The following is a 23,282-nucleotide window of genomic DNA, read 5'->3' on the forward strand; positions in this document are numbered from 1 at the left end:
AATATGTGGAATAATTTCCTATATTGAGCGCACGAATTCTCAAAAGGCGATGCCTCATGGACCATTTCCCGATCTTCTTGCGCGTACACGGTCGCCGCATTGTGCTCTCTGGCGGCGGTGAAGCCGCGCTGGCCAAACTGCGTTTGCTGATGAAGACCGCAGGGCACATCACCGTATTTGCGAAAACGCCCGCCGCGGAAATCGACGCATGGGCAGAAGACGGCAAACTGACGTTGGTGCGCCGCGCGATGCAACCGGGTGACACGCTTTGTGCGGCGCTATTTTACGCCGCAGACGAGGACGCGACAGAAGACGCTCGCACGGCGGCCATCGCGCGCGCGGACGGTGCCTTGGTCAATGTGGTGGACAATCTGCACGACAGCCAGTTCATCACGCCTGCGATTGTAGACCGCGATCCCGTCACCATCGCCATTGGCACCGAAGGTGCGGCACCGGTTCTGGCGCGCGCCCTCAAGGCCGATCTCGAAGAACGCCTGCCAGCCGCCCTGGGGCCCCTTGCCCGCATCGGCAAGCGGTTCCGCAAGGCGGCCGAAGCGCTCCCCTTCGGTCGCGCGCGGCGCGATTTCTGGCGCGAATACTACTTCAAGGCCGGTCCTTCGGCCATCACGGCGGGTGAAGATCAGGTCAATCGCGCGCTGGACACATTGCTGGAGGATCACCTGACCCGCAAAGCCCGCCCGGGACACGTGCATTTTGTCGGCGGTGGTCCCGGTGATCCTGACCTTTTGACCATGAAAGCGCGGCGCGTGCTCGATGAAGCGGATGTGGTGATTTACGATCGTCTGATCAGTAATCCCATCCTGGAGCTGGCCCGCCGCGAAGCGATCATGATCGACGCGGGCAAGGAAGGTTTCGGGCCCTCCATGCAGCAGGAAGAGATCAACGACCTGATTGTCGCGCATGCCAAGGATGGTGCACAGGTGGTGCGGCTCAAGTCCGGCGATGCCACTGTTTTCGGACGGCTGGACGAAGAGATCGACGCGGTAGATGCTCACGAAATCGCTTGGTCCATTGTACCGGGTATCACCTCGGCCTCCGCCGCCGTGGCCGAGATCGGCCAGAGCCTCACAAAACGCGGGCGCAATTCCTCTGTGCGGTTCCTGACCGGCCATGACACGCGCGGCTTTGCCGATCACGATTGGTCCGCCCTTGCCCGTCCCGGTGAGGTTGCGGCCATTTACATGGGTAAGAAATCGGCGCGGTTCATTCAGGGGCGCCTGATCATGCACGGGGCGGACCGCCACACGCCTGTCACGGTGATCGAAAACGCCTCGCGACCCGATCAGCGCATACTGGAAACGACACTGGATGCGCTGCCACAGGCACTTGCGGCGGCGGAGATGAGCGGCCCGGCCCTGACCTTCTACGGTCTGGCGCCCCGCGAAGCCGCCGCAGCCAGGTTGCGCCGTGCTGATACCGAACACGCTCTTTACACCTATCCAATCCCAGCGCAGGAGGCCCTTTGATGGCACGTGCATTTACGCCAAAAGTTGTCACCGCAAACGCCTTGCTTGAGGGCGATGTGATCTATCAGACAGCATCCGGATGGACACGTAACTTATCCGAAGCGGAAGTCCTGACCGATGAAGCTGATGCAGATTTGCGCCTGATTGAAGCCTCCCAACAGACAGATGCTGTCGTGGGCGCTTATCTCGCAGACGTTGACACAACCGAAGCGGCACCGAAACCCACCCATTTTCGTGAAGATTTCCGCGCACGCGGACCTTCCAACTACGCACACGGTAAACAAGAGGCATCGCGCCATGTATAATTACACCGATTTCGACACTGCCTTCATCAAGGAACGCAATGCGCAGTTTCGCGCACAGGTGGAACGCCGCATCGACGGTTCTCTGACCGAGGATGAATTCAAACCCTTGCGCCTGATGAACGGGCTATATCTGCAACTGCACGCCTATATGTTGCGCGTGGCCATCCCTTACGGCACGCTCAACAGCCGCCAGATGCATGTGCTGGCCGACATTGCCGATAAGTGGGACAAAGGCTACGGCCATTTCACCACGCGCCAGAACATCCAGTATAACTGGCCGCAACTGCGCGATGTGCCCGATATGCTGGACGCGCTGGCCGAGGTGCAGATGCATGCGATCCAGACCTCCGGCAACACCATCCGCAACGTGACGGCAGACCATTTTGCCGGGGCTGCGGCAGATGAAATCGCCGATCCGCGTCCGGTGGCCGAACTTATTCGGCAATGGTCCACCGACCATCCGGAATTCCAGTTCCTGCCGCGCAAGTTCAAGGTGGCCGTGACCGGCTCCCCCAATGACCGCGCAGTGACACGCGCCCATGACATCGGGTTGCGCATGGTTGAACGCGACGGCGTGGTCGGTTTCGAGGTTATCGTCGGCGGTGGTCTGGGCCGCACGCCCATGATCGGCAAGGTGCTGCGCGACTTCCTGCCGCGCGAGGACCTGCTGCCCTACCTGGAGTCCATCGTCAGCGTCTACAACCTGCTGGGACGTCGCGACAATAAATACAAGGCCCGCATCAAGATCACCGTGCATGAAAACGGGCTCGACGATTTCCGCGCGCGCGTCGAAGAGCGTTACGCGCTGATCCGCCCGCAGTTCACCGGTGTGGACCAGCAGATGCTGGCCGCCATCGAAAGCGATTTCGCGTTGCCGGAATTCCGTCGTGAAGAGGTGCGCGCCTACCACGAAGCGCGCCAGCATTATCCCGCGTTCCGCAGTTGGTCCGACACCAACCTCGCAGAGCACCGCGAACCCGATTATGCGATTGTCACCATCAGCCTCAAGGCGCATGGGGCCACGCCGGGCGATGCCACATCCGGTCAGATGCGTCTGATGGCGGATCTTGCCAAACGCTATGGGCATGATGAATTGCGCATAAGTCACGAACAGAATGTGATCCTGCCGCATGTGCACAAAAACGATCTGCCCTCCGTCTATTCCGCTTTGCGTGCGGCCGGGCTTGGCACAGCGAACATTGGCCTGATCTCGGACATCATTGCCTGCCCCGGCATGGATTACTGTGCGCTTGCCACGGCCCGATCGATCCCGATTGCCCAGGAAATCGCCACCCGCTTTGACGAGCTCAAGCTGGAGCATGATGTCGGCCCGCTGAAGATCAAAATCTCCGGCTGCATCAACGCCTGTGGCCACCACCATGTGGGTCACATCGGCATTCTCGGTCTCGACCGGGCGGGTGTGGAGAATTACCAGATCACGCTGGGCGGCGACGGCACCGAAGCGGCGAGCATCGGCGAACGTGCAGGGCCCGGGTTTTCAGCGGATGAAATCATTCCGGCCATCGAACGGCTGGTGCTGGCCTATCTAGATCTGCGCGCCGAGCCTGCGGAAACCTTCCTGCAAACCTACCGTCGTCTGGGCCTCGCGCCTTTCAAGGCAGCCCTCTACCCCGAGGCACAGGCGAATGCCGCTTGATCACCCTGCCCCCCAGGCGATCAACCCGGCCCTGAGCACTAAGGTGGATCAGTTGAATGCTCAACTGCGCCACCATAGTGCGACGGACGTGTTGAGAGCAGCATTGCAGGCTGTGCCTGACCTCGCGATGGTTTCCAGTTTCGGTGCTGAATCCGTGGCGCTTCTGCATCTGGTTGCCATGATCGACCGCGATGTGCCTGTGCTCTTTATCGACACAGAGATGCTCTTTGCCGAAACGCTGGTTTATCAGCAGGAGGTGGCAGAGCGTCTCGGCCTGCGCAACCTGCGGATCATTCGCAACCCGGAAACGTCTCAACGGGATCCGAAGGGCACATTGCATCTGACAGATCAGGACGCCTGTTGCGCGCTCCGCAAGACCGCGCCCTTGCAAACAGCCCTTGCCAGTCACAGCGGTTGGATCACCGGTCGTAAACGCTTCCAGTCCGGTCAGCGGGCCACCCTTGATTTCTTTGAGGTCGAAGCCGGTGAAGATCGCATCAAGGTCAACCCACTGGCTTATTGGCAGCCGGGCGACGTGGCAGAGTACATTGCCGAAAACCGCCTGCCACGTCACCCGCTGGTCGCCAAAGGTTACCCGTCAATCGGATGTGCACCCTGCACCTCCCCCGTCGCCGCTGGCGAGGACCCCCGCGCGGGCCGCTGGCGCAACAGTGAAAAAGACGAATGTGGCATCCACTTCGTCAATGGAAAAATGGTCCGCATAGGAGCCCCCACATGAGCACTCTCGTCAAAGACAGCGGTTTTGCCAGCGATGACTGGCATGAACCCTTTATCTCTCTGGACGCGGCGAATGACGCCAGCGCACTGGACCTGCCCTCGGATGTTGACCCCGCGACCGTTCCGCTTTGCGAAGGATTGCGGATGATCCGGGTGGATTTCCCGTCTTCTGCGGATGGTCGCGGCTTCACGATTGCCAGACAGCTGCGGTTGCGCGGGTTCAGCGGTCGCTTGCGCGCAAAAGGCCACGTGCTGGCGGATCAATACGCCATGGCGCGCAGATCGGGTTTCGACGAAGTGGAAATCTCCGATGAGTTGGCCCAACGCCAGCCCGAGGATCAATGGAAATTCCGCGCCAACTGGCAGGACAACAACTATCAGGCCCGCTTGCGCGGCTGATTGACACCTTTCCCCCATTCACTCTTCTTTCTAAAAGGGACGCGCAGGTGCTAAGCCTGCGTTGATATAATTATGACCGAGCAAATACCCGTGACCGAAGCATCCGCCGTCAAAGTGCCCACGCTGCCCGATGCGCAGACCGTGACATCCGTTCAACATTGGACGGACCGCCTGTTTTCCTTCCGCGTGACACGCCCCGCCTCGCTGCGCTTTCGTTCCGGCGAATTTGTCATGATCGGGTTGATGGGCGACCCGGACCCGAAAACCGGGCGGCAGAAACCGCTTTTGCGGGCCTATTCCATCGCCTCCCCGTCCTGGGATGAAGAGTTGGAGTTCTATTCCATCAAGGTGCAGGACGGCCCGCTGACCTCCAGGCTACAACACATCCAGCCAGGGGACGAGATCATCCTGCGGCCCAAACCCGTCGGCACGCTGGTGCATGACGCGTTACTGCCGGGCAAACGTCTGTGGTTCTTTGCGACCGGCACCGGGTTCGCGCCTTTCGCGTCGCTGCTGCGCGATCCGCAAACCTATGAGGATTACGATCAGGTCATCGTCACCCACACCTGCCGCGACGTGGCCGAACTGGAATACGGTCGCCAGCTGATCGACAACCTGCGTACCGATGAACTGATGCTGGAGCTTCTGGGGGAAGAGAACCTGAACAAGCTGACCTATTACCCGACCACGACTCGCGAGACCTCACCCAAAATGGGCCGTATTACGACGCTGCTGAACGACGGAACCGTTTTTGCGGATTTAGGCATTGATGGTATCTCAGCTGACACGGATCGCGCCATGGTTTGCGGATCGCTGGGTCTGAATACCGACCTGAAGGAAATTCTGGAAGGTTTCGGGCTGGAAGAAGGGGCCAATTCCGACCCCAAACACTATGTGGTCGAAAAAGCGTTTGTCGGTTAACGGATAACCGACACATTTGTAGAGAGGCGCCCGATCACCAGATCAGGCGCCTTTTGTTTTTCTATTGAACGCCAAGCGCGTCACGCAGCTGGGTCAGTGCCGTTTTGAGTAGCTCAGGGTTGTCCTGCGCCTGTTTGACGGCGTTTGTCAGCACCAGCTTTTGGGACGTTTCAAGGTCCGAATTCTCAATCATTTCCGCGACCTTGCCGAAGTCAAAGCCGTCGACCGTCAGAGCGTCTGCCTGTTTCGCAGCATCGACCGTTTCTGCCGCGTCCTCAGTTGCTGATTCCGCTGCTGCGGTTGCCGTGTCCACACTGTCTTCAACAGCATCCGTGCCTGCATCGACAGTTGAGGACTCTTCGCTCAGAGCCTCCTGCGCTGTTTCGGTAACGGCATCCGCTGCGTCGCTTGCCGTTTCCTCCACCGCGTCAGCAATGCCGCTGGCCGCATCTGTTGCCTGCTCGACCGTATCGCTCACAGCATCCGCGGCCTCGGAGGCCGCTTCACTTGCCGCAGCAGCGGTCTCTTCAACAGCCGCCGCAGTCTCATCGGCAGCTTCCGTTGCGGTTTCCGCGATGGTCTCTGCCGCTTCATTGGCCGTTTCTGCCACCGCGTCGGCCGCCTCAGTGGCAGTATCCGCCGCTGCATCCGCAGCCTCTTCCGCGGTTTCGAGAGGTTCCGCTTCCGTGACGGCTTCAGTGGCGTCCTGCGCTACGTCACCCGGGGTTTGACCAGAGTAAAGCATGTAGCCACCCCCGATGATCACCGCTGCGAGTAAGATCCAAACCAGATTTTTCATTACGAATGTTCCCTCTATAGCCGCCCGGGACTCAGTGTCCCGAGCCATATTGACCGTGTGATGGCAGTTGCGCCTCACAGATAAAACCTTCAAGGGGGAAAACTGTTCCAATCGGCCCATTCCAGCCTAATTTGCGGCTTGAAGTGGCGCAGGCACGCGGTTACTTTGCACTTCCAGATTTAGCAACAATTCAAGGACGACCATCATCGCTCGCAGACCCCATAACGCGCCGCCCCAAAGAGAGACCGGCCCGCGCGTCAACGAAAAGATCCGTAGCCCAGAAATCCGCCTGATTGGCGCAGATGGTGAGAACGTCGGTGTCGTTACTCCCGACCGCGCCATGGATATGGCTGACGAAGCCGGCCTCGATCTTGTGGAAATTTCGCCCAATGCCAACCCACCCGTGTGCAAGATCATGGATTTCGGCAAGTTCAAATACGAACAGCAAAAGCGCGAGAGCGAAGCACGCAAAAAGCAAAAGATCATTGAGATCAAAGAGGTCAAGTTCCGCCCGAACACCGACACCAATGATTACGATGTGAAAATGCGCAACGTGTTCAAATTCCTTGAAAACGGGGACAAGGTGAAAATTACCCTGCGTTTCCGGGGTCGCGAGATGGCTCACCAGAATCTTGGCCGCGAGTTGCTGGAGCGTGTGGCTGAAGACACCAAAGAGGCAGGACGTGTTGAAAACTTCCCCAAGATGGAAGGCCGCCAGATGGTCATGTTGATTGGCCCGCTTCCAAAGTAAAGCGGCCGGAATTACGGTTTCTAAAGCGCCCTGTCCGATCCGACAGGGCGTTTTTCTTTCGACAACGGCGTCTGTTTCATGTGCCCATCCGTGGAAATGCGGTAACTTCGGCTGTAAACGCCGGGGTTCGCGGGATCATGCATTGTTGATCGGATCGCTCCGGCCTTCCCAAATCGGCGCCTTGCTCACCAGCGCATTTTCGAAAGCGCGAGCGGGGGTGCGAGTTGCATGCCGTGCGGCTCTGCCCCGAAACCGAGCGACCTAGGCGTTGGGGGCCAATTGCGCGCGAAACAATCTGCCCTGATCCGCCATCGTGTCCGGAATGCCCGCCAGCCGCAAAAGATGCCAGGCCAGCGCGTGATTGCTGGCCGTTACCGGCTTGTTCAAAGCGCGCTCGGCGGCCTCCACAACTGCGGCACCCCTCAGGTTCGTGCAGGATATGAAAACCCCATCCACATCGTGCGAACCGCCGATGGACAGAGCCCCTTGCAACATTGACTGATGGTCAATCTTGCCGACAACAAGGTCGCTTTCTTCATAGAAAGACCCTACGGCCGTTACGGCGATTCCCGCCTCGTCAAATTTCGCCTGCATCGCTTCGGTAACTTCCGGTGAATAGGGCGTCACAAGGCCAAGACGTTTGACCCCCATCGTGGCAAGCGCCGCCTTGGCTGCGGTCAGAGGGTTGGTCGAGGGTACGCCAGGATGCACTTGTCCGATGATATCCGCCACCCGCGCCTCTCCGATGATCGTCGAGGCTGATGTGCATCCGTACCCGATAGCCTTGAGGCCCAGATAGCCAGGTAACAATCCGGCTGCCACAGGCAATTCATGGGCCATGTTCGCCAACGTCTCCGGCGTGACTTGAACATCATTGGCAAGGCGCGCGTGGTAAACGGAAACACCAGGAAAATCTGTCAGCGACCGGAATTCCCACTCCATCGTCTGATCGGATTCCAAAACCAGCAGGCCGATGCGCGCCCGCTCTCCGGCACCTGCATCGGTTGAAAAACTGAGGCGTTCAATCCGGGCCTGCCGATGCGGAACGTCCATTTCCATTGGTACCATCCTAAAAAATGTTCAGCCGATATTTGCGGTTTCTCGTCGGGCATAATAAATGACGTGTCTTTCGGCACGTCGGGCAATGACCCCCTAAGGCGACCGGATAACTCAATGCGCACCATTTCATATCTGACGGAGTTGGCAAGGCGGTTGAAGCTTGACACCACCGCCGCTGCGGCAGAATTGGTGATCAGGCAGAGGGGAAAGGCGAAAGGCCGTGCGCCGACCCAGTCGACATATCTACTGCACAGTGATGTAAGTTGATCCGCAGCAACCGCTTCTTCATGCGACAGTAGACCGCCGCGCCATAAATCACCGGTCTGATCCTGTGACAGAACCGCAATCTTCAATCCTGTCGGCTCGGTTTTCCAATATCTGCGGAACGGTATATTGATCAGCGAAAAGGCAGCCGATTATGGTTTTCCCAATTTCAACACCAACCAAGGGTAACAGGATGAAATCTACAACGCCCGAGCGCGGATTTGCGCCTGCTGAATTCGAAGCGCGCACCGCCAGAGCGCAGGCCCTGATGGCGGAAAGGGACCTGTCGGGATTGCTCTTGATGACGGAACCCGAGGTTCGGTATTTCAGCGGATTTCACACGCTGTTCTGGCAAAGCCCGACGCGACCATGGTTCCTTTTTGTCCCGGCCACCGGGAAACCAATTGCCATCATCCCGGAGATCGGCGCGGCGCTCATGCGGCAGACATGGCTGGAGGACATACGCACCTGGGCCGCGCCTGCGCCAGACGACGACGGGATCAGCCTGCTGTCCGATCTCTTGAGCCCGTTTGCGGATAAGCGGGCAAAAATTGGCGTCATGAAAGGCCATGAGACTTCTTTGCGGATGCCCTTGGGGGACTGGGAACGTTTGATCAACCGCTTGCCCGGCTTGAAAATCACCGATGTTACCGACCTGATCCAAGGCCTGCGGATGGTCAAATCGCCCGCAGAGATCGAAAAGCTGGCGCACATCTGCGCCATTGGATCAGCGACCTTTGATCGCGTCCCGGAGATTGTTGCCAATGGAATGCCGCTCGATGAGGTTTTTCGCAGCTTTCGCCGCGAAGCGCTGGCGCAGGGGGCAGATGACGCGCCTTATGTCGTGGGAGGATCGGATCAGGGCGGCTATGCCGATGTGATCTCGCCACCGTCCCGCCGCCCATTGCGCTCAGGTGACATTTTGATGATCGACACCGGCTGCACCTGGGATGGGTATTTCTGCGACTTCGACCGGAACTGGGCAATTGAGCGGGCCGATGATACGGCGCGCCGCGCCTATGACGTGTTGTGGCGCGCAACCGAGGCCGGGATTGCGGCCGCCCGCCCCGGCAATACCTGTCAGGATCTTTTCCGTGCCATGGCAGAGGTGATCTCGGAAATGGACGCCAGCGGCGGAGACATCGGGCGGCTTGGCCACGGGCTGGGCATGCAGCTCACGGAACAACCGTCCCATGCAGAATTCGATACCACCGAGCTAAAGGAAAACATGGTGCTAACGTTGGAACCTTCCTTGTCATACGGTCATGGGCTGATGATGGTGCATGAAGAAAACATCGTTGTGCGGCCCGAGGGCGGTCACTTGCTGACCACACGCGCGCCCTCGGAACTGACCGTGATCTGAAAATTGGGGGCGACCATGCATAAATTTGTACCGGGAGACGACGTCGGCCCGCTGGAATTCTGGCCCTTCGACAATCCGGCGAGCGACTACCGGATTCTTGAAGGCGCGCCACGAACCTATGGGCGCATCGACAAGGGTGGCCCCGGTCACCCTACCCGCGTTGGCATCTGGCGGTGTACGGTTGGCGCCTTCGAATGCACCGAACAGGGCGATGAATTAATGACTGTCCTGTCGGGGCGATGTCGGCTCATCCTGCACGAGGACGGCGAAACCTGTGACCTGGGGCCCGGCGATACGCTCTTTGTGCAGGATGGCAGCAGAGTCACCTGGGAAGTGAGCGAGGATATCACGAAAGTTTTCTTTGGATACAAGCCTGACGGGTATTGATCTGCGACACGCTATATTCCCAATCGACGATTGGCGCACGTTTAAAGCGTGACCTGCCAGCAGCTTTTCATCTTGAAATCAAACCGCTGGCAGAAATAGTTAAATCAGGCGGCAGCTGCCACGGCCCGTTTCGTCATAACGCCGACCAAGTGGGCACGGTAGTCACCCGTGCCATGAAGATCGCTGATCATGTCATCCCCCGAAAGCGCCAGACCGCTGACCGCATCTGCCGAGAAATTCGAGGCAAGCGCTGTCTCTGCCTCGGTCCAGCGGAAGACACCATCGTTCGACGCTCCCGTTACGGCGACGCGAACGCCTTCGGCATACTTCGCGACGAATACACCTACCAGTGCGAAACGCGATGCCGGTTGCAGGAACTTTTGATAGTTGGCCGCCTGCGGGATCGGGAAGCGCACTTCGGTAATGATCTCGCCTTCGTCCAGCGCGGTGCTGAACATGCCCTCGAAATAGTCATCCGCCGCAATCGAGCGCGCGTTTGTGACGATTGTAGCGCCAGAGCCCAGAGCCGCCGCCGGATAGCATGCGGAAGGGTCGTTATTGGCCAGTGATCCGCCAATGGTGCCGCGATTGCGCACCGCCGGATCGCCGATATGGCTCGCCAGTTCGGCAAGGCCAGCGTAATGGGCGCGCGCCTCGCTGGCAACGGTGGCATGAGTTGTGGCACCGCCTATGCAAAGCTGGCCATCATCCCCCACGCAAACGCCTTTCATTTCCGCCACGCCGGTCAGACTGACCAGAACCGAGGGGCTCGCCAGCCGCTGCTTGAGTGTCGGGATCAGCGTCTGACCTCCGCCCAAAGCCTGTGCTTCATCGCGCCCAAGTGCCGCAACGGCATCCGCCACAGTGCCCGGGGTTTCCACATCAAAATTATACATCGTTCATCCTTTCCTGTGATCCCTCAAAGCCTTGCTCATCAGGATCAGAAATATCTCCGGAGGGTCGGATACAGGCCGCACCCCCGGTTCAGATCACTGCATCGCCGCCCAGACGCGCGCGGGCGACAGAGGCATATCGATATGCGTTACGTCCTTGCCGCCCGATTGCAGAGCATCCACAACCGCATTGACCACGGAAGGGGGCGAACCGATGGCCCCAGCCTCACCGCAGCCTTTCACGCCCAGAGGGTTGTGCGTGCAGGGTGTCTGGCAGGAATGATCGACACTGAACATGGGCAGATCATCGGCACGCGGCATCGCATAGTCCATGTAGGACGCGCTCAGCAACTGGCCGTTCTCGTCATAGGCGCAGTTCTCAAGTAGCGCCTGACCAATGCCCTGAGCCAGCCCACCGTGGACCTGCCCGGTCACGATCATCGGGTTCACCACATTGCCGAAATCATCCACCGCCGTGAAACGTTCAATGGTGACCTTGCCGGTGTCCGGATCCACCTCAACCTCGCAGGCATAGGCGCCCGAGGGGTAGGTGAAATTGCTCGGATCATAAAAGGCCGTCTCCTCCAGACCCGGTTCGATCTCTTCCAGCGGATAGTTATGCGGGACATAGGCGGCGAGTGTCACATCCCCCCAGGCCACGGATTTATCCGTACCCGCCACGCTGAATGCGCCGTCCTTAAGCTCAATGTCGCTCTCGGAGGCTTCCAGCAGGTGAGAGGCGATCTTCTTGGCCTTGGCGATGATCTTCTCTGTTGCCCGCACCATCGCCGAGCCGCCCACAGCCAGTGAGCGCGAGCCATAGGTGCCCATGCCCATCGGCGCATTGGCGGTGTCGCCATGCACGATCTCGACCATGTTCTCGTCGATGCCGATCATATCCGCCACCACCTGGGCGAAAGAGGTTTCATGACCTTGCCCGTGGCTATGACTGCCGGTCATCACGACCAGACCGCCCGTTGCATTCACCCGCACCGTGGCACTTTCATAAAGCCCGGCGCGCGCGCCAAGCTGCCCCACCAGATTTGAAGGCGCGATACCGCAGGCTTCGATATAGCAGTTGACGCCAAGCCCCCGCCATTTGCCCTTGGCTTCCGACGCCGCGCGTCTTTCTGCGAAGCCGGACAAGTCGCCCATTTCCTCCAGCTTATCCATCGTGGCGACGTAGTTGCCGGTGTCGTATTCCACGGCCACCGGGGTGGCATAAGGGAACTCGGTGATGAAGTTCTGCCGCCGCAGGGCAATGGGATCGACACCCAGTTCGCGTGCGGCCTTGTCGATGACCCGCTCCAGCTGGAACGTGGCTTCCGGACGACCGGCCCCGCGATAGGCATCAACCGGCACGGTGTTGGTAAAGACCGCCTTGACGTTCACATAGATCAGCGGTGTGCGATAATTGCCCGCCATCAATGTGCCATGCAACCAGGTCGGAACCGAAGGTGCGAAGGTGCTGAGGTAAGCCCCCATATTCGCGAAGGTTTCCGTACGAATGGCCGCAAAGTTGTTGTTACCGTCCAGCGCCAATTCGATCTTGGTCACGTGATCCCGGCCATGAGCATCGGACATGAAGGCTTCCGAGCGGCTCGACGTCCATTTGACCGGGCGATTGCAGGCCTTGGCCGCGAAGGTGCAAAAGGCTTCTTCTTGATAATGGAAGATTTTGGTGCCGAAACCACCGCCCACATCCGGTGCCACAACCCGCAGCTTGTGTTCGGGAATGCCCAGAACAAAGGCTCCCATCAACAGCCGGATCACATGCGGGTTCTGCGACGTCGTGTAGAGTGTGGAGTCGCCCGTGCCGCGCGCGTAGTCACCCACTGCAACACGGGGTTCCATGGGGTTGGCCACAAGGCGGTTATTGACAAGCTCAAGAGTGGTCACATGGGCCGCATTCGCGAAGGCCTCATCTGTCGCGGTCTTGTTCTCCTCCACAAAACCCCAATCATAACAAAGGTTTGACGTCAGATCATCATGCACTTTCGGTGCATCACCTGCCACGGCGGCTTTCATGTCCACGACCGCTGGCAACTCGGCGATGTCCAGCTCGATCGCCTCGGCCGCGTCACGCGCCTGCTCCAGCGTCTCGGCAACCACTGCGGCAACCGGTTCCCCTACATGGCGCACCTTGCCATGGGCCAGAATAGGATGGCGCGGCTCCTGCATAGGTTGGCCATGCTTGTCCGTGACCTGCCAGCCGCAGGGCATGCCACCAACCGCCTCAAAATCCGTGCCTGTGAACACCTTGACCACACCGGGCATGGCCTCGGCGGCAGATGTGTTGATGGATGTTATTGTCCCATGTGCAACGTCTGATCGCAGGAAGAAAACATGCGCCTGCCCCCGGATATTGATATCATCGGTGTAATTCCCTGCGCCGGTGAGAAACCGGACGTCTTCGCGGCGCTTTGAGCTTGCGCCAATGCCTCCGTCTTTTGGCATGTTTTCCTCCCTGAAATTCGGTGGGTAATCCCTGTACGAGCGGCTGGCATCGCGGGAGATCGGTTTGAGACCGGCCCCGCCTGGGCCAGATATTATTCCGCTGCGATGCTGCTGACGTCCTGACCCGAAGCGGCCATGATCGCCTTGACGATATTATGATACCCTGTGCAACGGCAGATATTGCCCTCAAGGTACTCCCGGATTTCCGCCTCCGACGGGGTCGGGTTGTCTTTCAGCAGAGCCGACGCGCTCATCACCATACCCGGCGTGCAAAAGCCGCACTGTAGCCCGTGATGATCCTGAAACGCCTGCTGGATAGTACTCAGAGAGCCATCCGCATTGGCCATCGCTTCGATGGTCGTGACGTCCGCACCTTCGGCTTCTGCCGCAAGCATCGTGCAGGATTTCACCGCTTCGCCGTTGACATGCACCACGCAGGCGCCGCATTGACTGGTGTCGCATCCCACGTGGGTACCGGTCAGTTCCAGGTTTTCCCGCAGGAACGTCGACAACAATGTCCGCCCCTCCACATCCCCGGACGCGGCTTTCCCGTTCACGGTCATTGAGACCTGAGCCATGGTTTCCTCCCTTAAGCTTTGTTGTTGCCGGGAGTTAAGCACGACCCTTCCCGGTTGAGAACCCAAAACTTCAACATCTTGGTGAAGGGCAATAGTGCTTTAGTCTATGCCGTCAGTCTTTTGACTTGCCCGCCCGGGGTTGTGGCCGGGTTGGAATCTCCTTCAGCAGCCCCCCCACGCCCATCGCGGCAATGTCACTGTCTGTCACCTCGATGCCGCAGATGACGCGGGCCAGAACCCAATCTGCTCCGTTCAGGGCCGGAGATCGGGCACAACCTGGCAGACCAATCACCGGTCGCTGCGCCAGATCACCGATGAACAGCAGGTTCCCGGGATCAACCGGCATGCCGAAGCGGGCCACCCGCCCGCCTGCCCGGCGCAATGCCGCCGGTGCGACATCATCTGTGTCAGAGGTGGCCGAGCCCGTCAGGATCAGCGTCAAGGCGCGGCGACTGTCGGTCAGCGCCTGCGCCAGCGCGGCCTCCTCATGCGGCACAACCACCGGATCTGACAAGGTCAGACCAAAGGCGGCAACCCTGTCTGCAATGGCCTTTTGCCCCTTGCTGCCAGCGCCCCCGTCGATCTCGGTGATCACCAAAGCGACACTGTCTATCACCGGTCTTGCGAGATGGATCGCCTCCGATGCGACAGCGCAGGCTTTGGCCAATGCGGCCTCTGGCACCGCATAGGAAATGATCTTGATGGTTGCCAACATCCCGCCTTCCGCCATTTGCTGGTAGGGTGGGACGGTTGCTATCGTGATCATCGGATGCACGCGATTGATGGCCTCGATCGCCGCAACATCCAGCATCGCCACGCCCGGGCCCGTTGCCAGCAGGTTGACCCGCCCGGTGAAGGCCTCCGTTACCCGTATATTCTGCGCATCGGGCCGGGGCACAATGGCCGCCGCAAGCGCCGCCGCCGCGTCGTTTTCAAATACATCATCCGCCGCAAGGCGCGCGACCGTCACCGTGTCAACGCCTGCTCCGGCCAGGGTGGCAATGTCGCTGGCACCCAGTATGCGGCCCTTGCGCAGTCGGCGCCGCCCACCCAGTGAAACCGAATGCGCGAGCACCGCCCCTTCTGCCAGCCCGATGTCGACCGCGCCGAATTTCATGCGCCGCGTCTCAATATCTGTGTCATTTCCGCCAGGATCGATACGGCAATCTCGGGCGGGCTGGCAGCGCCGATATCAAGCCCGATGGGTCCGCTGATCCGGGCAATTTGCGTTGGGTTCACCCCTGCTTCTTCAAGACGCTCTACACGTTTGGCATGGGTGCGCTTCGACCCCAGTGCACCGATATAGAAAGTGTCGGATTTCAGGGCCAGATGCAGGGCGGGATCATCCAGTTTCGGATCATGGGTCAGCAGCACAACCGCTGTTCGGCTGTCCACACCCACCTCATCAAGTGCGTCATCCGGCCAGTCGGACAAAATGCGTTCGCCGGGAAACCGCGCTTCAGATCCGAAAGCCGCCCTGGGGTCTATGATGAAGGGATCATAGCCTGCCACCCGCGCCATCGGCACCAGCGCCTGCGCGATATGCACAGCACCCACGATTGCCAGGCGCAGGGGAGGATTGTGAATCGCGACAAAGACATTGCCGTCTTCTTCAAAGCCCGACCGGTCCATGGCAAAACGATCCGGATAGCCGCCGAACGCCAGTTCGCGTTTGCCCGAGCTCAAACCCACCACATAGGCAGCGGGTTTGCGGGCGGCCCGCGCTTCCATCAAGCCTCGCAACAGCTCGACCGGCAACACCGATCCGACCGGTTCGACCAATATGCGAATTGTCCCGCCACAGGCCAGTCCAACGGCGAATGCGTCGCCATCACTGACGCCGTATTCCAACACGCGCTGTTCGCCCTTCTCAAGCGCATCCGTTGCTTCAAGAACCACCGCACCTTCCACGCAACCGCCCGAGACCGAGCCCTGCATTTCGCCGGTTCCGGCGATCACCAGCTGCGCCCCCACACGTCGCGGTGCAGATCCCCAGGTTTCGATTACCGTGGCCAGAACCGCCCCCTGTCCGGCTTCATGCCAGGCCAGCGCCTGTTCAGGTGCATTTTCGAAAACATCCATCGCATTTCTCCTCGCCCTGACTATTTCCCATGTTACGCGAAATGTCTGCCCGAAAACGCCCCCAAAGGGTAGCGTTGGACCTGCGCGGCAGTGCACAAATTGACACCTTGTCCCTGACGGCGCTGCCCACTACATCTAGCTCAAGACCAACATGGAGCCTCCATATGCCAATGCAAGCCCGCGAAATCGAAGACCTCCTGCGTGCCAGCTTCCCTGATGCCGAGATCAAGGTGGAAGGCGAGGATGGCGTCCACATGGCAGCCATGGTCATTGATGAGAGTTTTCGCGGCAAGAACAGGGTGCAGCAGCAACGCGCAGTCTATGCGGCCCTCAAAGGAAAGATGGACGGCTCTAACGGCGAGCTTCATGCACTGGCGCTGACGACGAAAGCGCCCGACTGACCGCAGATTTATCCGCGCCTTTCCGTGGCGCGACACGTATAGACCCAGAGGGGAAATCACATGACCGACGCAAACACACAGATCAAAGAGACCATCACCAGCAACGACGTTGTCTTGTTCATGAAAGGCACCAAGGAAATGCCGCAATGCGGATTTTCCAGCCGGGTTGCGGGTGTGTTGAATTACATGGGTGTTGATTTTTCGGATGTAAATGTTTTGTCCGATGAAGGCATTCGTCAAGGCATCAAGGATTTTTCCGACTGGCCGACCATTCCGCAGCTTTATGTCAAAGGCGAATTCGTCGGCGGATGCGACATCATTACGGAAATGACGCTCTCGGGGGAGCTCGACACGCTGCTCGAGGAGAATGGTGTGACCTTCGACAAGGACGCCGCCGATAAGATTCGCGAAGCCAACGGCTAAGCGCCGTCGCGCTATCTGCCGTTTCTTGTGCACTGCTTGTAAAGGGGCGTCTCTTCTTCGGAGGGGGCGTCGAACCATGCAAGCATCGCCGCATCACCTTTGCTCCACCACACATAGGAACTCTTGTGCCCGGTCCCCGCATATCGGGCACCGGAGGCGCTGGGTGTGGATTCGAGGTAGACCAGCCGACCTTCAACCGACAAGACCACAGCGGCAGGTGGCCCGGCAACGTAGATAACGGGCACTTCCACCTGCCGGTCACACAGATAGGCCTGCACAGTTCCCTGCGCCACCAGAGGCGTCGCCAGCATCGCGCAGACGCCGATACTGGCCTATATGCAACCTATCCGTTTGTCTTTTCGTCAACAGAGGCGGCCAGCGCCTCAGCCCGCGCCGCCAATTCCGCCAGAGTGTCCGTGACCGATTGCGGTACGACGGGCACCTCTACCCGCTCCGGTTCGACCTTTGCGTCCCGAACACCGGCTAATTCGGCCTCCCTTTCGGTCAGCTTCGCCTGAACCTCTGCGACGCGGTCTTCGATGTTGGCGGTCTTGTCGGCGAGCATCAGACCCGCCATCAGAAGCATCCGTGCCTCTGGCATACGCCCGACCTGATCGGATAGCACCTGCGCTTCGTCATCCAGCATTTTGGCAGCGGTTTGCAAATAATGTTCTTCGCCCGCCTGGCAGGCCACGTCAAACTTACGGCCACCGATTGAGATTGTAATTTCCGGCATCAGCTTGCCCCCTCTGGCTGCGCCCCATCCGCTTCGAGCAGCGGTGTCAGGGCAGCGATGATCTCATCTGCCTCGGCAATTTCTGCCGCACGTGCAGCGCGTAACGCTTCCAGCTCGGCCATCATGGCCTTGTTGATCAGATGGGGCTCACCAACGCCTTCGGCATTGGCATTGCGCAATGCCTCACAAGCCTCCGACAACTGCGCATTTGCCCGTCTGAGCTTTTGCAGATCGGTATCGAGCTTTTCCATACGTTCGGCTGTTGCGTTGGCCTTCGCTTCAAGAGCTTCGAGCGCTTGCTCTTGCCGCTCACCAAGCACACGCACCCGTTCGGTCAGTTGCGCATTGACCGTCTTCTCTTCGTCAAGCGCCTGTTTCAGCGCGTCGACGTCATCACCTCCCGCCGGCCCAAGGCCATCAAGACCCTGTGCTACGCGATCCATGGCCGCCATTATGCGACTGTGCAATTCTTCTATTTCACTCATGCCCACCTCATGCGTCCCATTTACCGGGATCGGCTGCCCAACTGCCTTGGACCCGAATCGCCACCCCGTCCTTTTAAAGTAACTCTATTCAACAGGTGCAACAAATGCGCCTTGCTTTGCGATCAAGCGTTTGACCGGCGCTATTGAAGTCCGGAGCGTGCAAAGCCGTCCGCCCGCTCTTGATCTTTGCGGGGTGGCTGTTATTGAGCGCTGCAAGTTCAGCCGTCAGGCTGCACAGCCCTCTTTCGGGCCGCTCGAAACCGACAAAGGATACCTTGCCCGTGGATCTCAAAGCCCTCGCTGCCGCCAACCCCGATCACTGGTCGAAAGCCACTGCCATCCGCACGTTGACGCTGGATGCGGTTGCTGCCGCAAATTCGGGGCATTCAGGTATGCCGATGGGTATGGCGGATGTGGCCACGGTATTGTTTGAGAAACACCTGAATTTTGACCCCTCCCAGCCCAATTGGCCAGATCGCGACCGGTTCATCCTGTCGGCCGGTCATGGTTCGATGCTGCTCTATTCCCTGCTGCACCTGACGGGCTATGCGGACATGACGCTGGAGCAGATCAAGAATTTCCGCCAGTGGGGGGCAATCACTGCGGGCCATCCGGAATATGGCCATGCAACCGGCATTGAGACCACGACAGGACCGCTGGGTCAGGGCATCGCAAATTCCGTGGGTTTCGCCATGGCCGAAGAAATCCAGCGCGCGCAATACGGCAAAAAGGTCGTAGATCACTATACCTATGTGATTGCGGGTGACGGTTGCCTGATGGAAGGTGTTAGCCAAGAGGCGATTACGCTCGCCGGGCGTCACAAACTCAGCAAGCTGATTGTCTTGTGGGACAATAACAACATTACCATCGACGGGCCGGTTTCCCTGTCGGATCAGACGGACCAGATCGGCCGTTTCAAATCCGCAGGCTGGGCCGTTCTGGAAGTAGACGGCCATGATCCGGAGGCCATCGACGCCGCCCTGACGCAAGCCAAAAAGGGCAACAAACCAACGATGGTGGCGTGTAAAACCCACATCGCTCTGGGCCACGCAGCGCAAGACACCTCCAAGGGGCACGGGGCGCTGACAGACCCGGAACAACTTGCCGCTGCAAAAGAGGCCTATGGCTGGAAAACCGGACCGTTCGAGATCCCCGCGGATGTCAAAGCAGCCTGGGAGGCCATAGGCGCGCGCGGTGCCGAAACGCGGCGGGCCTGGGAAGAGCGTTTTGACACCCTGCCCCGTTCAAAACGCGAAACCTTCAACCGTGCCTATGCGCTTGAGACGCCCAAGAAACTGAGCGCAACCATCAAGGCGTTCAAAAAACAGATGTCGGAAAGCGCACCGAAACTCGCCACGCGGGCCAGTTCGGAAAAAGTGCTCGAAGTCGTCAATCCTGTGATGCCTGAAACCGTGGGCGGGTCGGCGGATTTGACCGGCTCCAACAATACCAAGACCGGCGATCTTGGTGTGTTCGACGTGGACAGCCGGGCGGGCCGCTATGTCTACTGGGGTATTCGCGAGCATGGTATGGCCGCCGCAATGAACGGCATGGCGCTGCATGGCGGTATTCGTCCCTACGGCGGCACCTTCATGTGTTTCACCGATTACGCACGGCCCTCCATGCGGCTCGCAGCCTTGATGAAAATCCCCACGGTTTTCGTGATGACGCACGACAGTATCGGTCTGGGCGAGGACGGCCCAACCCACCAGCCGGTTGAGCATTTGGCGATCAGCCGTGCGACCCCGAACACACATGTATTCCGCCCCGCCGACACCATTGAGACCGCCGAGGCCTGGGAATTGGCGCTGTCTTCGAAGGAGACCCCTTCGGTCTTGTCCCTGACGCGGCAGGGCTTGCCCACCGTGCGCACCGAGCACAAGACCAAGAACCTGACGGCACAGGGCGCCTATGTCTTGGCGGATGCAGAGGGCAAACGTCAGGCTATTCTGCTGGCGACCGGTTCAGAGGTCGAGATCGCCATGGCGGCCCGTGACATCCTGCAGGCAGAAGGCATCGGCACCCGTGTCGTCTCCATGCCCTGTTGGGAGCTTTTCGAGGCGCAGGACGAATCGTACCGCAAACGTGTGCTTCCCGGCGGCCCCGTTCGCGTGGCTGTTGAGGCCGGCATCCGCTTTGGGTGGGATCGCTGGCTCTTTGGAGAACGCGGTCGGCGGGAAAAAGCCGGTTTTATCGGCATGCATGATTTCGGCGCATCGGCGCCAGCGGCCACGCTTTACAAGGAGTTTGGCATTACCGCCGAAGCTGTTGCCGAAAAGGCCAAGTCTCTGATCAAGTAAGAAAATAACGGATCACACTGACGTGGTGGTTGATCGTGAAATGATGAGCGCTGCTTGATACTTCTGTCAGCCGCGCTCTAATTTTTGCTGCTACAGAAAAAAGAGAGCACTCAACCTTCGGTGGAAACATGCCGATCAATCTCCCGCAGGCACTCCTTGCTGGATCAATGGCTTTGTTTGGCAGATACATTTCTTATCAAAGCGCGGTCTTGTGCGCCGCGGGATGAATGTAGCAGGCAACCGGAGACATCAAATGGCAGTCGTCTTGAGCCTTTTGGCAGGATCGGTCGGGACGTTTGCGGCATTGATCACCCTGGCAGTTGGGGACGGGTTTGTGCAGGCTGCCATCAACTATTGGGTTTACGGCATCCTTGCATGTCTGGTGCTGGTCGGGCTCAAAACCATCAAATCGCTGGTTGTTGAATCACGCCCGAAAGCGGCCAACAAGGTTTCCTATTCGCCACTCGCCTGAAGCGCTCGCCCGACGAACGCGTGGTGCCAGAGCGTCAGTGATGACCTGCGCCGAACGCTCTTTGCCATAAAGGGGCGACCAGCTTTTCACCAACCGGGATCAGCAGCAGGCCGAGGAAAACGCCAAAAACACCGTCCATGACAGCCTTGGCGACCCATTCACCGAAGCCCGCCAATGCCTGTGGCAGCGCGTGGCCGATGGCGTAGGACAGATCGTGAATGCTGTGTCCAAGCCAGCCTGCACCAAGCACTTCCATACCGTGGATGACGATACTGCCACCAACCCACAACATGGCTGCCGTGCCAACCACTGTGAGTGTCCACATGACACCCGGCATGGCCTTGACCAGACCCCGGCCGAGGGATCGCGTGATCCCAAGCCGTCCGTTCTTTGCCAGCGCCAGTCCTGCGTCATCCGCCTTCACGATCAGCGCCACTGATCCGTAAACGGCCACCGTGATCATAACGGCAACCGCTGCAAGCGTTGCTGTTTCCATCCAAAAGTTACTGGGCGGAATAGCAGCAAGTGCGATTGTCATGATCTCTGCGGAAAGGATGAAATCGGTTTTGATGGCCCCGGCGGCTTTTTGCTCTTCCAAATGCGCGGGATCCTGTGGTTCCGGGTCTCCTTCAACATGGGCGGCGTGATGGTGCCCGCCAAATCCGAGCGCATGGGCGACCTTCTCGGCCCCCTCAAAACAGAGGTAGCAACCCCCCAGCATCAGCAGCGGTGTAATCAGCCAGGGCGCAAAGTTGGACAACAAAAGACCGACCGGCAACAGATAGACCAGCTTGTTGATCATGGACCCCTTGGCGATGCGCCAGATGATTGGCAGTTCACGGTCGGCAGAGAACCCCTGAACGTATTTGGGGGTCACGGCGGCATCGTCAATCACCGCCCCTGCGGCCTTTGCGCCTGCCTTCGCCGCTTGACCAATGACATCATCCACTGAGGCGGCCGCGACCTTCGCAATACTCGCAACATCGTCCAAAAGCGCCAGCAATCCGCTCATCCTGCCATCCTCTGTTCAGCATTTATAGTTAACAAAAAGACCTAGAACGATGCAGAGGTCTTGGCAATGCGTACACAGAATACAATTCTCGCGGGCAGGCAACAGACTGTTGCCAAAGTTTAACGCTAACACTTGGAAAACACGTCGCTTTTGGCATTCCGCCAAAGGCCGGATGCGGTTATAGAGCGCGCAAATGATCCGTGTGGAGAGTATTCATGACTATCAAAGTCGGTATCAACGGTTTCGGTCGCATCGGCAGATGCACATTGTCCCATATCGCAACTTCCGGTCGTAACGACATTGATGTGGTGGCGATCAATGCAACCGGCCCTTTGGAAACCTCCGCACATCTGATCAAATACGATTCAGTACACGGGCGCTTTCCCGGGAATGTGGTGGTCGGCGCCAACTCGCTCGATCTGGGGCGCGGCCCGATCCGCATGATGTCTTCCTACAACATGAATGAACTGGATTGGACCGGCGTTGACGTCGTGCTGGAATGCACCGGTAAATTCAACGATGGCGACAAGGCGAAGACACATATCGAACGCGGCGCAAAACGTGTGCTGATTTCAGCCCCCGCAAAGCGGGTTGACCGCACCATCGTCTACGGCGTGAATCACCGCGATCTGTTGCCCTCCGACACCGTCATTTCGAACGGATCTTGCACAACCAACTGCCTGGCCCCTCTGGCGAAGGTGATGGACGAGGCGATCGGGATCGAGCGTGGGATAATGACCACGATCCATTCCTACACTGGCGACCAGCCCACCCTCGACCGGCGGCATGATGACCTTTACCGCGCGCGCGCTGCCGCCATGGCGATCATTCCGACATCGACCGGTGCTGCCAAGGCTCTGGGTGAGGTTTTGCCGAACCTGGCGGGCAAACTCGACGGGACCGCGATGCGGGTGCCCACCCCGAATGTCTCCGCGGTTGATCTGACCTTCGAAGCCCCCCGCGATGTGACCGTCGAAGAAGTGAATGGGGCATTGCAAGCGGCAGCCATGGGGTCCATGTCGCGCGTCATGGGTTATGATGCCGAAGCGAAGGTCTCCATAGATTTCAACCACACCGAACAAAGCTGCATCGTCGCGCCGGATCAGACCAAGGTTGTTGCCGGTCGTACGGTCCGCGTTCTGGCCTGGTACGACAATGAATGGGCATTTTCTGCCCGAATGGCCGATGTCGCGGTCAGCATGGGCCACCTGGGCTGAACCAAGGCTGCTTGCGGGCGTTCATTGAGGCTGGCATACCCTGCATGACCCGCGCATCATTCGCGCGCGGGGTTTCCGGAACTGCACCGTGGTGCT

Annotated in this window: 25 protein-coding genes; 14 read left to right on the forward strand and 11 right to left on the reverse strand. The window is 59.1% G+C overall.

The window, feature by feature from the left end:
- Positions 1-56: 56 nt before the first annotated feature.
- The 6 genes from cysG (at position 57) to Q0802_RS00150 (ending at position 5,507) form a co-directional block, all read left to right on the forward strand.
- The gene (gene cysG / locus Q0802_RS00125; protein WP_298911801.1) at positions 57-1,487 is read left to right on the forward strand and encodes a siroheme synthase CysG; all 1,431 of its coding nucleotides are present in this window, start codon (positions 57-59) and stop codon (positions 1,485-1,487) included.
- Positions 1,487-1,792, forward strand: coding sequence for a DUF2849 domain-containing protein (locus Q0802_RS00130; RefSeq protein WP_298911805.1), 306 nt, complete (start codon positions 1,487-1,489; stop codon positions 1,790-1,792). The genes cysG and Q0802_RS00130 overlap by 1 nt, the downstream gene beginning before the upstream one ends.
- Positions 1,785-3,449 (forward strand): nitrite/sulfite reductase, encoded by a 1,665-nt coding sequence (locus Q0802_RS00135; RefSeq protein WP_298911808.1) that lies wholly within the window; start codon positions 1,785-1,787, stop codon positions 3,447-3,449. Before Q0802_RS00130 ends, Q0802_RS00135 begins: the two co-directional genes overlap by 8 nt.
- Positions 3,439-4,188, forward strand: coding sequence for a phosphoadenylyl-sulfate reductase (locus Q0802_RS00140; protein ID WP_298911811.1), 750 nt, complete (start codon positions 3,439-3,441; stop codon positions 4,186-4,188). Before Q0802_RS00135 ends, Q0802_RS00140 begins: the two co-directional genes overlap by 11 nt.
- Entirely contained in the window at positions 4,185-4,586 is a 402-nt protein-coding gene (locus tag Q0802_RS00145) for a DUF934 domain-containing protein (RefSeq protein ID WP_298911814.1), read from the forward strand. Before Q0802_RS00140 ends, Q0802_RS00145 begins: the two co-directional genes overlap by 4 nt.
- Before the next feature lie 72 nt (positions 4,587-4,658).
- Positions 4,659-5,507, forward strand: coding sequence for a ferredoxin--NADP reductase (locus tag Q0802_RS00150; protein ID WP_298911817.1), 849 nt, complete (start codon positions 4,659-4,661; stop codon positions 5,505-5,507).
- 61 nt (positions 5,508-5,568) lie between these two features.
- On the opposite strand, the gene Q0802_RS00155 is transcribed toward Q0802_RS00150, so the two are convergent.
- Positions 5,569-6,306, reverse strand: coding sequence for a translation initiation factor 3 (locus Q0802_RS00155; protein ID WP_298911820.1), 738 nt, complete (start codon positions 6,304-6,306; stop codon positions 5,569-5,571).
- A 205-nt stretch (positions 6,307-6,511) separates the two neighbouring features.
- Here Q0802_RS00155 and infC point away from each other — a divergent pair, with 205 nt between their 5' ends.
- Positions 6,512-7,057 (forward strand): translation initiation factor IF-3, encoded by a 546-nt coding sequence (infC, locus tag Q0802_RS00160; RefSeq protein WP_366523293.1) that lies wholly within the window; start codon positions 6,512-6,514, stop codon positions 7,055-7,057.
- Positions 7,058-7,318: 261 nt separating this feature from the next.
- On the opposite strand, the gene Q0802_RS00165 is transcribed toward infC, so the two are convergent.
- Positions 7,319-8,116 carry an Asp/Glu racemase gene (locus Q0802_RS00165; protein WP_298911823.1) on the reverse strand — a complete coding sequence of 266 codons (798 nt, stop codon included), beginning with the start codon at positions 8,114-8,116 and terminating at the stop codon, positions 7,319-7,321.
- Positions 8,117-8,573: 457 nt separating this feature from the next.
- Between Q0802_RS00165 and Q0802_RS00170 the strand changes: the two genes are divergently transcribed.
- Positions 8,574-9,743, forward strand: coding sequence for a Xaa-Pro peptidase family protein (locus Q0802_RS00170; protein WP_298911826.1), 1,170 nt, complete (start codon positions 8,574-8,576; stop codon positions 9,741-9,743).
- Between the two features lie 15 nt (positions 9,744-9,758).
- Entirely contained in the window at positions 9,759-10,130 is a 372-nt protein-coding gene (locus Q0802_RS00175; protein WP_298911829.1) for a cupin domain-containing protein, read from the forward strand.
- A 104-nt stretch (positions 10,131-10,234) separates the two neighbouring features.
- Here the strand turns inward: Q0802_RS00175 and Q0802_RS00180 are convergent, their stop codons facing one another.
- The 5 genes from Q0802_RS00180 to Q0802_RS00200 all read right to left on the reverse strand — a co-directional run bounded on the left by Q0802_RS00180 (position 10,235) and on the right by Q0802_RS00200 (position 16,140).
- Positions 10,235-11,026 carry a xanthine dehydrogenase family protein subunit M gene (locus Q0802_RS00180; protein ID WP_298911832.1) on the reverse strand — a complete coding sequence of 264 codons (792 nt, stop codon included), beginning with the start codon at positions 11,024-11,026 and terminating at the stop codon, positions 10,235-10,237.
- A 93-nt stretch (positions 11,027-11,119) separates the two neighbouring features.
- Complete coding sequence (locus Q0802_RS00185) at positions 11,120-13,480, reverse strand: xanthine dehydrogenase family protein molybdopterin-binding subunit (protein WP_298911835.1); 2,361 nt, start codon at positions 13,478-13,480, stop codon at positions 11,120-11,122.
- Positions 13,481-13,572: 92 nt separating this feature from the next.
- Positions 13,573-14,058 (reverse strand): (2Fe-2S)-binding protein, encoded by a 486-nt coding sequence (locus Q0802_RS00190; RefSeq protein ID WP_298911837.1) that lies wholly within the window; start codon positions 14,056-14,058, stop codon positions 13,573-13,575.
- Between the two features lie 112 nt (positions 14,059-14,170).
- A complete protein-coding gene (locus tag Q0802_RS00195) occupies positions 14,171-15,175 on the reverse strand; it encodes a molybdopterin-binding protein (protein WP_298911841.1) in 1,005 nt (334 codons plus the stop codon).
- Positions 15,172-16,140 (reverse strand): XdhC family protein, encoded by a 969-nt coding sequence (locus Q0802_RS00200; RefSeq protein ID WP_298911844.1) that lies wholly within the window; start codon positions 16,138-16,140, stop codon positions 15,172-15,174. Before Q0802_RS00200 ends, Q0802_RS00195 begins: the two co-directional genes overlap by 4 nt.
- A 164-nt stretch (positions 16,141-16,304) precedes the next feature.
- On the opposite strand from Q0802_RS00200, the gene Q0802_RS00205 reads away from it, so the two are divergent.
- Positions 16,305-16,541, forward strand: a complete 237-nt coding sequence (locus Q0802_RS00205; protein ID WP_298911847.1) for a BolA/IbaG family iron-sulfur metabolism protein — start codon at positions 16,305-16,307, stop codon at positions 16,539-16,541.
- Between the two features lie 60 nt (positions 16,542-16,601).
- Positions 16,602-16,964, forward strand: a complete 363-nt coding sequence (gene grxD / locus Q0802_RS00210) for a Grx4 family monothiol glutaredoxin (protein WP_298911850.1) — start codon at positions 16,602-16,604, stop codon at positions 16,962-16,964.
- An 11-nt stretch (positions 16,965-16,975) separates the two neighbouring features.
- Here the strand turns inward: grxD and Q0802_RS00215 are convergent, their stop codons facing one another.
- Genes Q0802_RS00215 through Q0802_RS00225 form a run of 3 tightly spaced genes read right to left on the reverse strand, consistent with a single transcriptional unit; the run spans position 16,976 to position 18,185 of the window.
- On the reverse strand, positions 16,976-17,275 hold the full coding sequence (locus Q0802_RS00215) for an MliC family protein (RefSeq protein ID WP_298911853.1): 300 nt from the start codon (positions 17,273-17,275) through the stop codon (positions 16,976-16,978).
- Positions 17,276-17,307: 32 nt separating this feature from the next.
- Complete coding sequence (locus Q0802_RS00220; RefSeq protein ID WP_298911856.1) at positions 17,308-17,700, reverse strand: cell division protein ZapA; 393 nt, start codon at positions 17,698-17,700, stop codon at positions 17,308-17,310.
- Entirely contained in the window at positions 17,700-18,185 is a 486-nt protein-coding gene (locus Q0802_RS00225) for a hypothetical protein (protein WP_298911860.1), read from the reverse strand. Before Q0802_RS00225 ends, Q0802_RS00220 begins: the two co-directional genes overlap by 1 nt.
- 281 nt (positions 18,186-18,466) lie before the next feature.
- On the opposite strand from Q0802_RS00225, the gene tkt reads away from it, so the two are divergent.
- Together tkt and Q0802_RS00235 are read left to right on the forward strand one after the other, a co-directional pair.
- Complete coding sequence (gene tkt, locus Q0802_RS00230) at positions 18,467-20,485, forward strand: transketolase (RefSeq protein WP_298911863.1); 2,019 nt, start codon at positions 18,467-18,469, stop codon at positions 20,483-20,485.
- Positions 20,486-20,738: 253 nt separating this feature from the next.
- Positions 20,739-20,957 carry a hypothetical protein gene (locus tag Q0802_RS00235; RefSeq protein ID WP_298911866.1) on the forward strand — a complete coding sequence of 73 codons (219 nt, stop codon included), beginning with the start codon at positions 20,739-20,741 and terminating at the stop codon, positions 20,955-20,957.
- 34 nt (positions 20,958-20,991) lie between these two features.
- Here the strand turns inward: Q0802_RS00235 and Q0802_RS00240 are convergent, their stop codons facing one another.
- Positions 20,992-21,969: a DUF808 domain-containing protein gene (locus tag Q0802_RS00240; protein ID WP_298911869.1), complete on the reverse strand. Its 978-nt coding sequence runs from the start codon at positions 21,967-21,969 to the stop codon at positions 20,992-20,994.
- 215 nt (positions 21,970-22,184) lie between these two features.
- Between Q0802_RS00240 and gap the strand changes: the two genes are divergently transcribed.
- Positions 22,185-23,186 (forward strand): type I glyceraldehyde-3-phosphate dehydrogenase, encoded by a 1,002-nt coding sequence (gene gap / locus Q0802_RS00245; protein ID WP_298911872.1) that lies wholly within the window; start codon positions 22,185-22,187, stop codon positions 23,184-23,186.
- Positions 23,187-23,282: the final 96 nt, after the last annotated feature.

It is taken from the genome of uncultured Roseobacter sp. (assembly GCF_947495275.1).
Classification (GTDB): domain Bacteria; phylum Pseudomonadota; class Alphaproteobacteria; order Rhodobacterales; family Rhodobacteraceae; genus Roseobacter.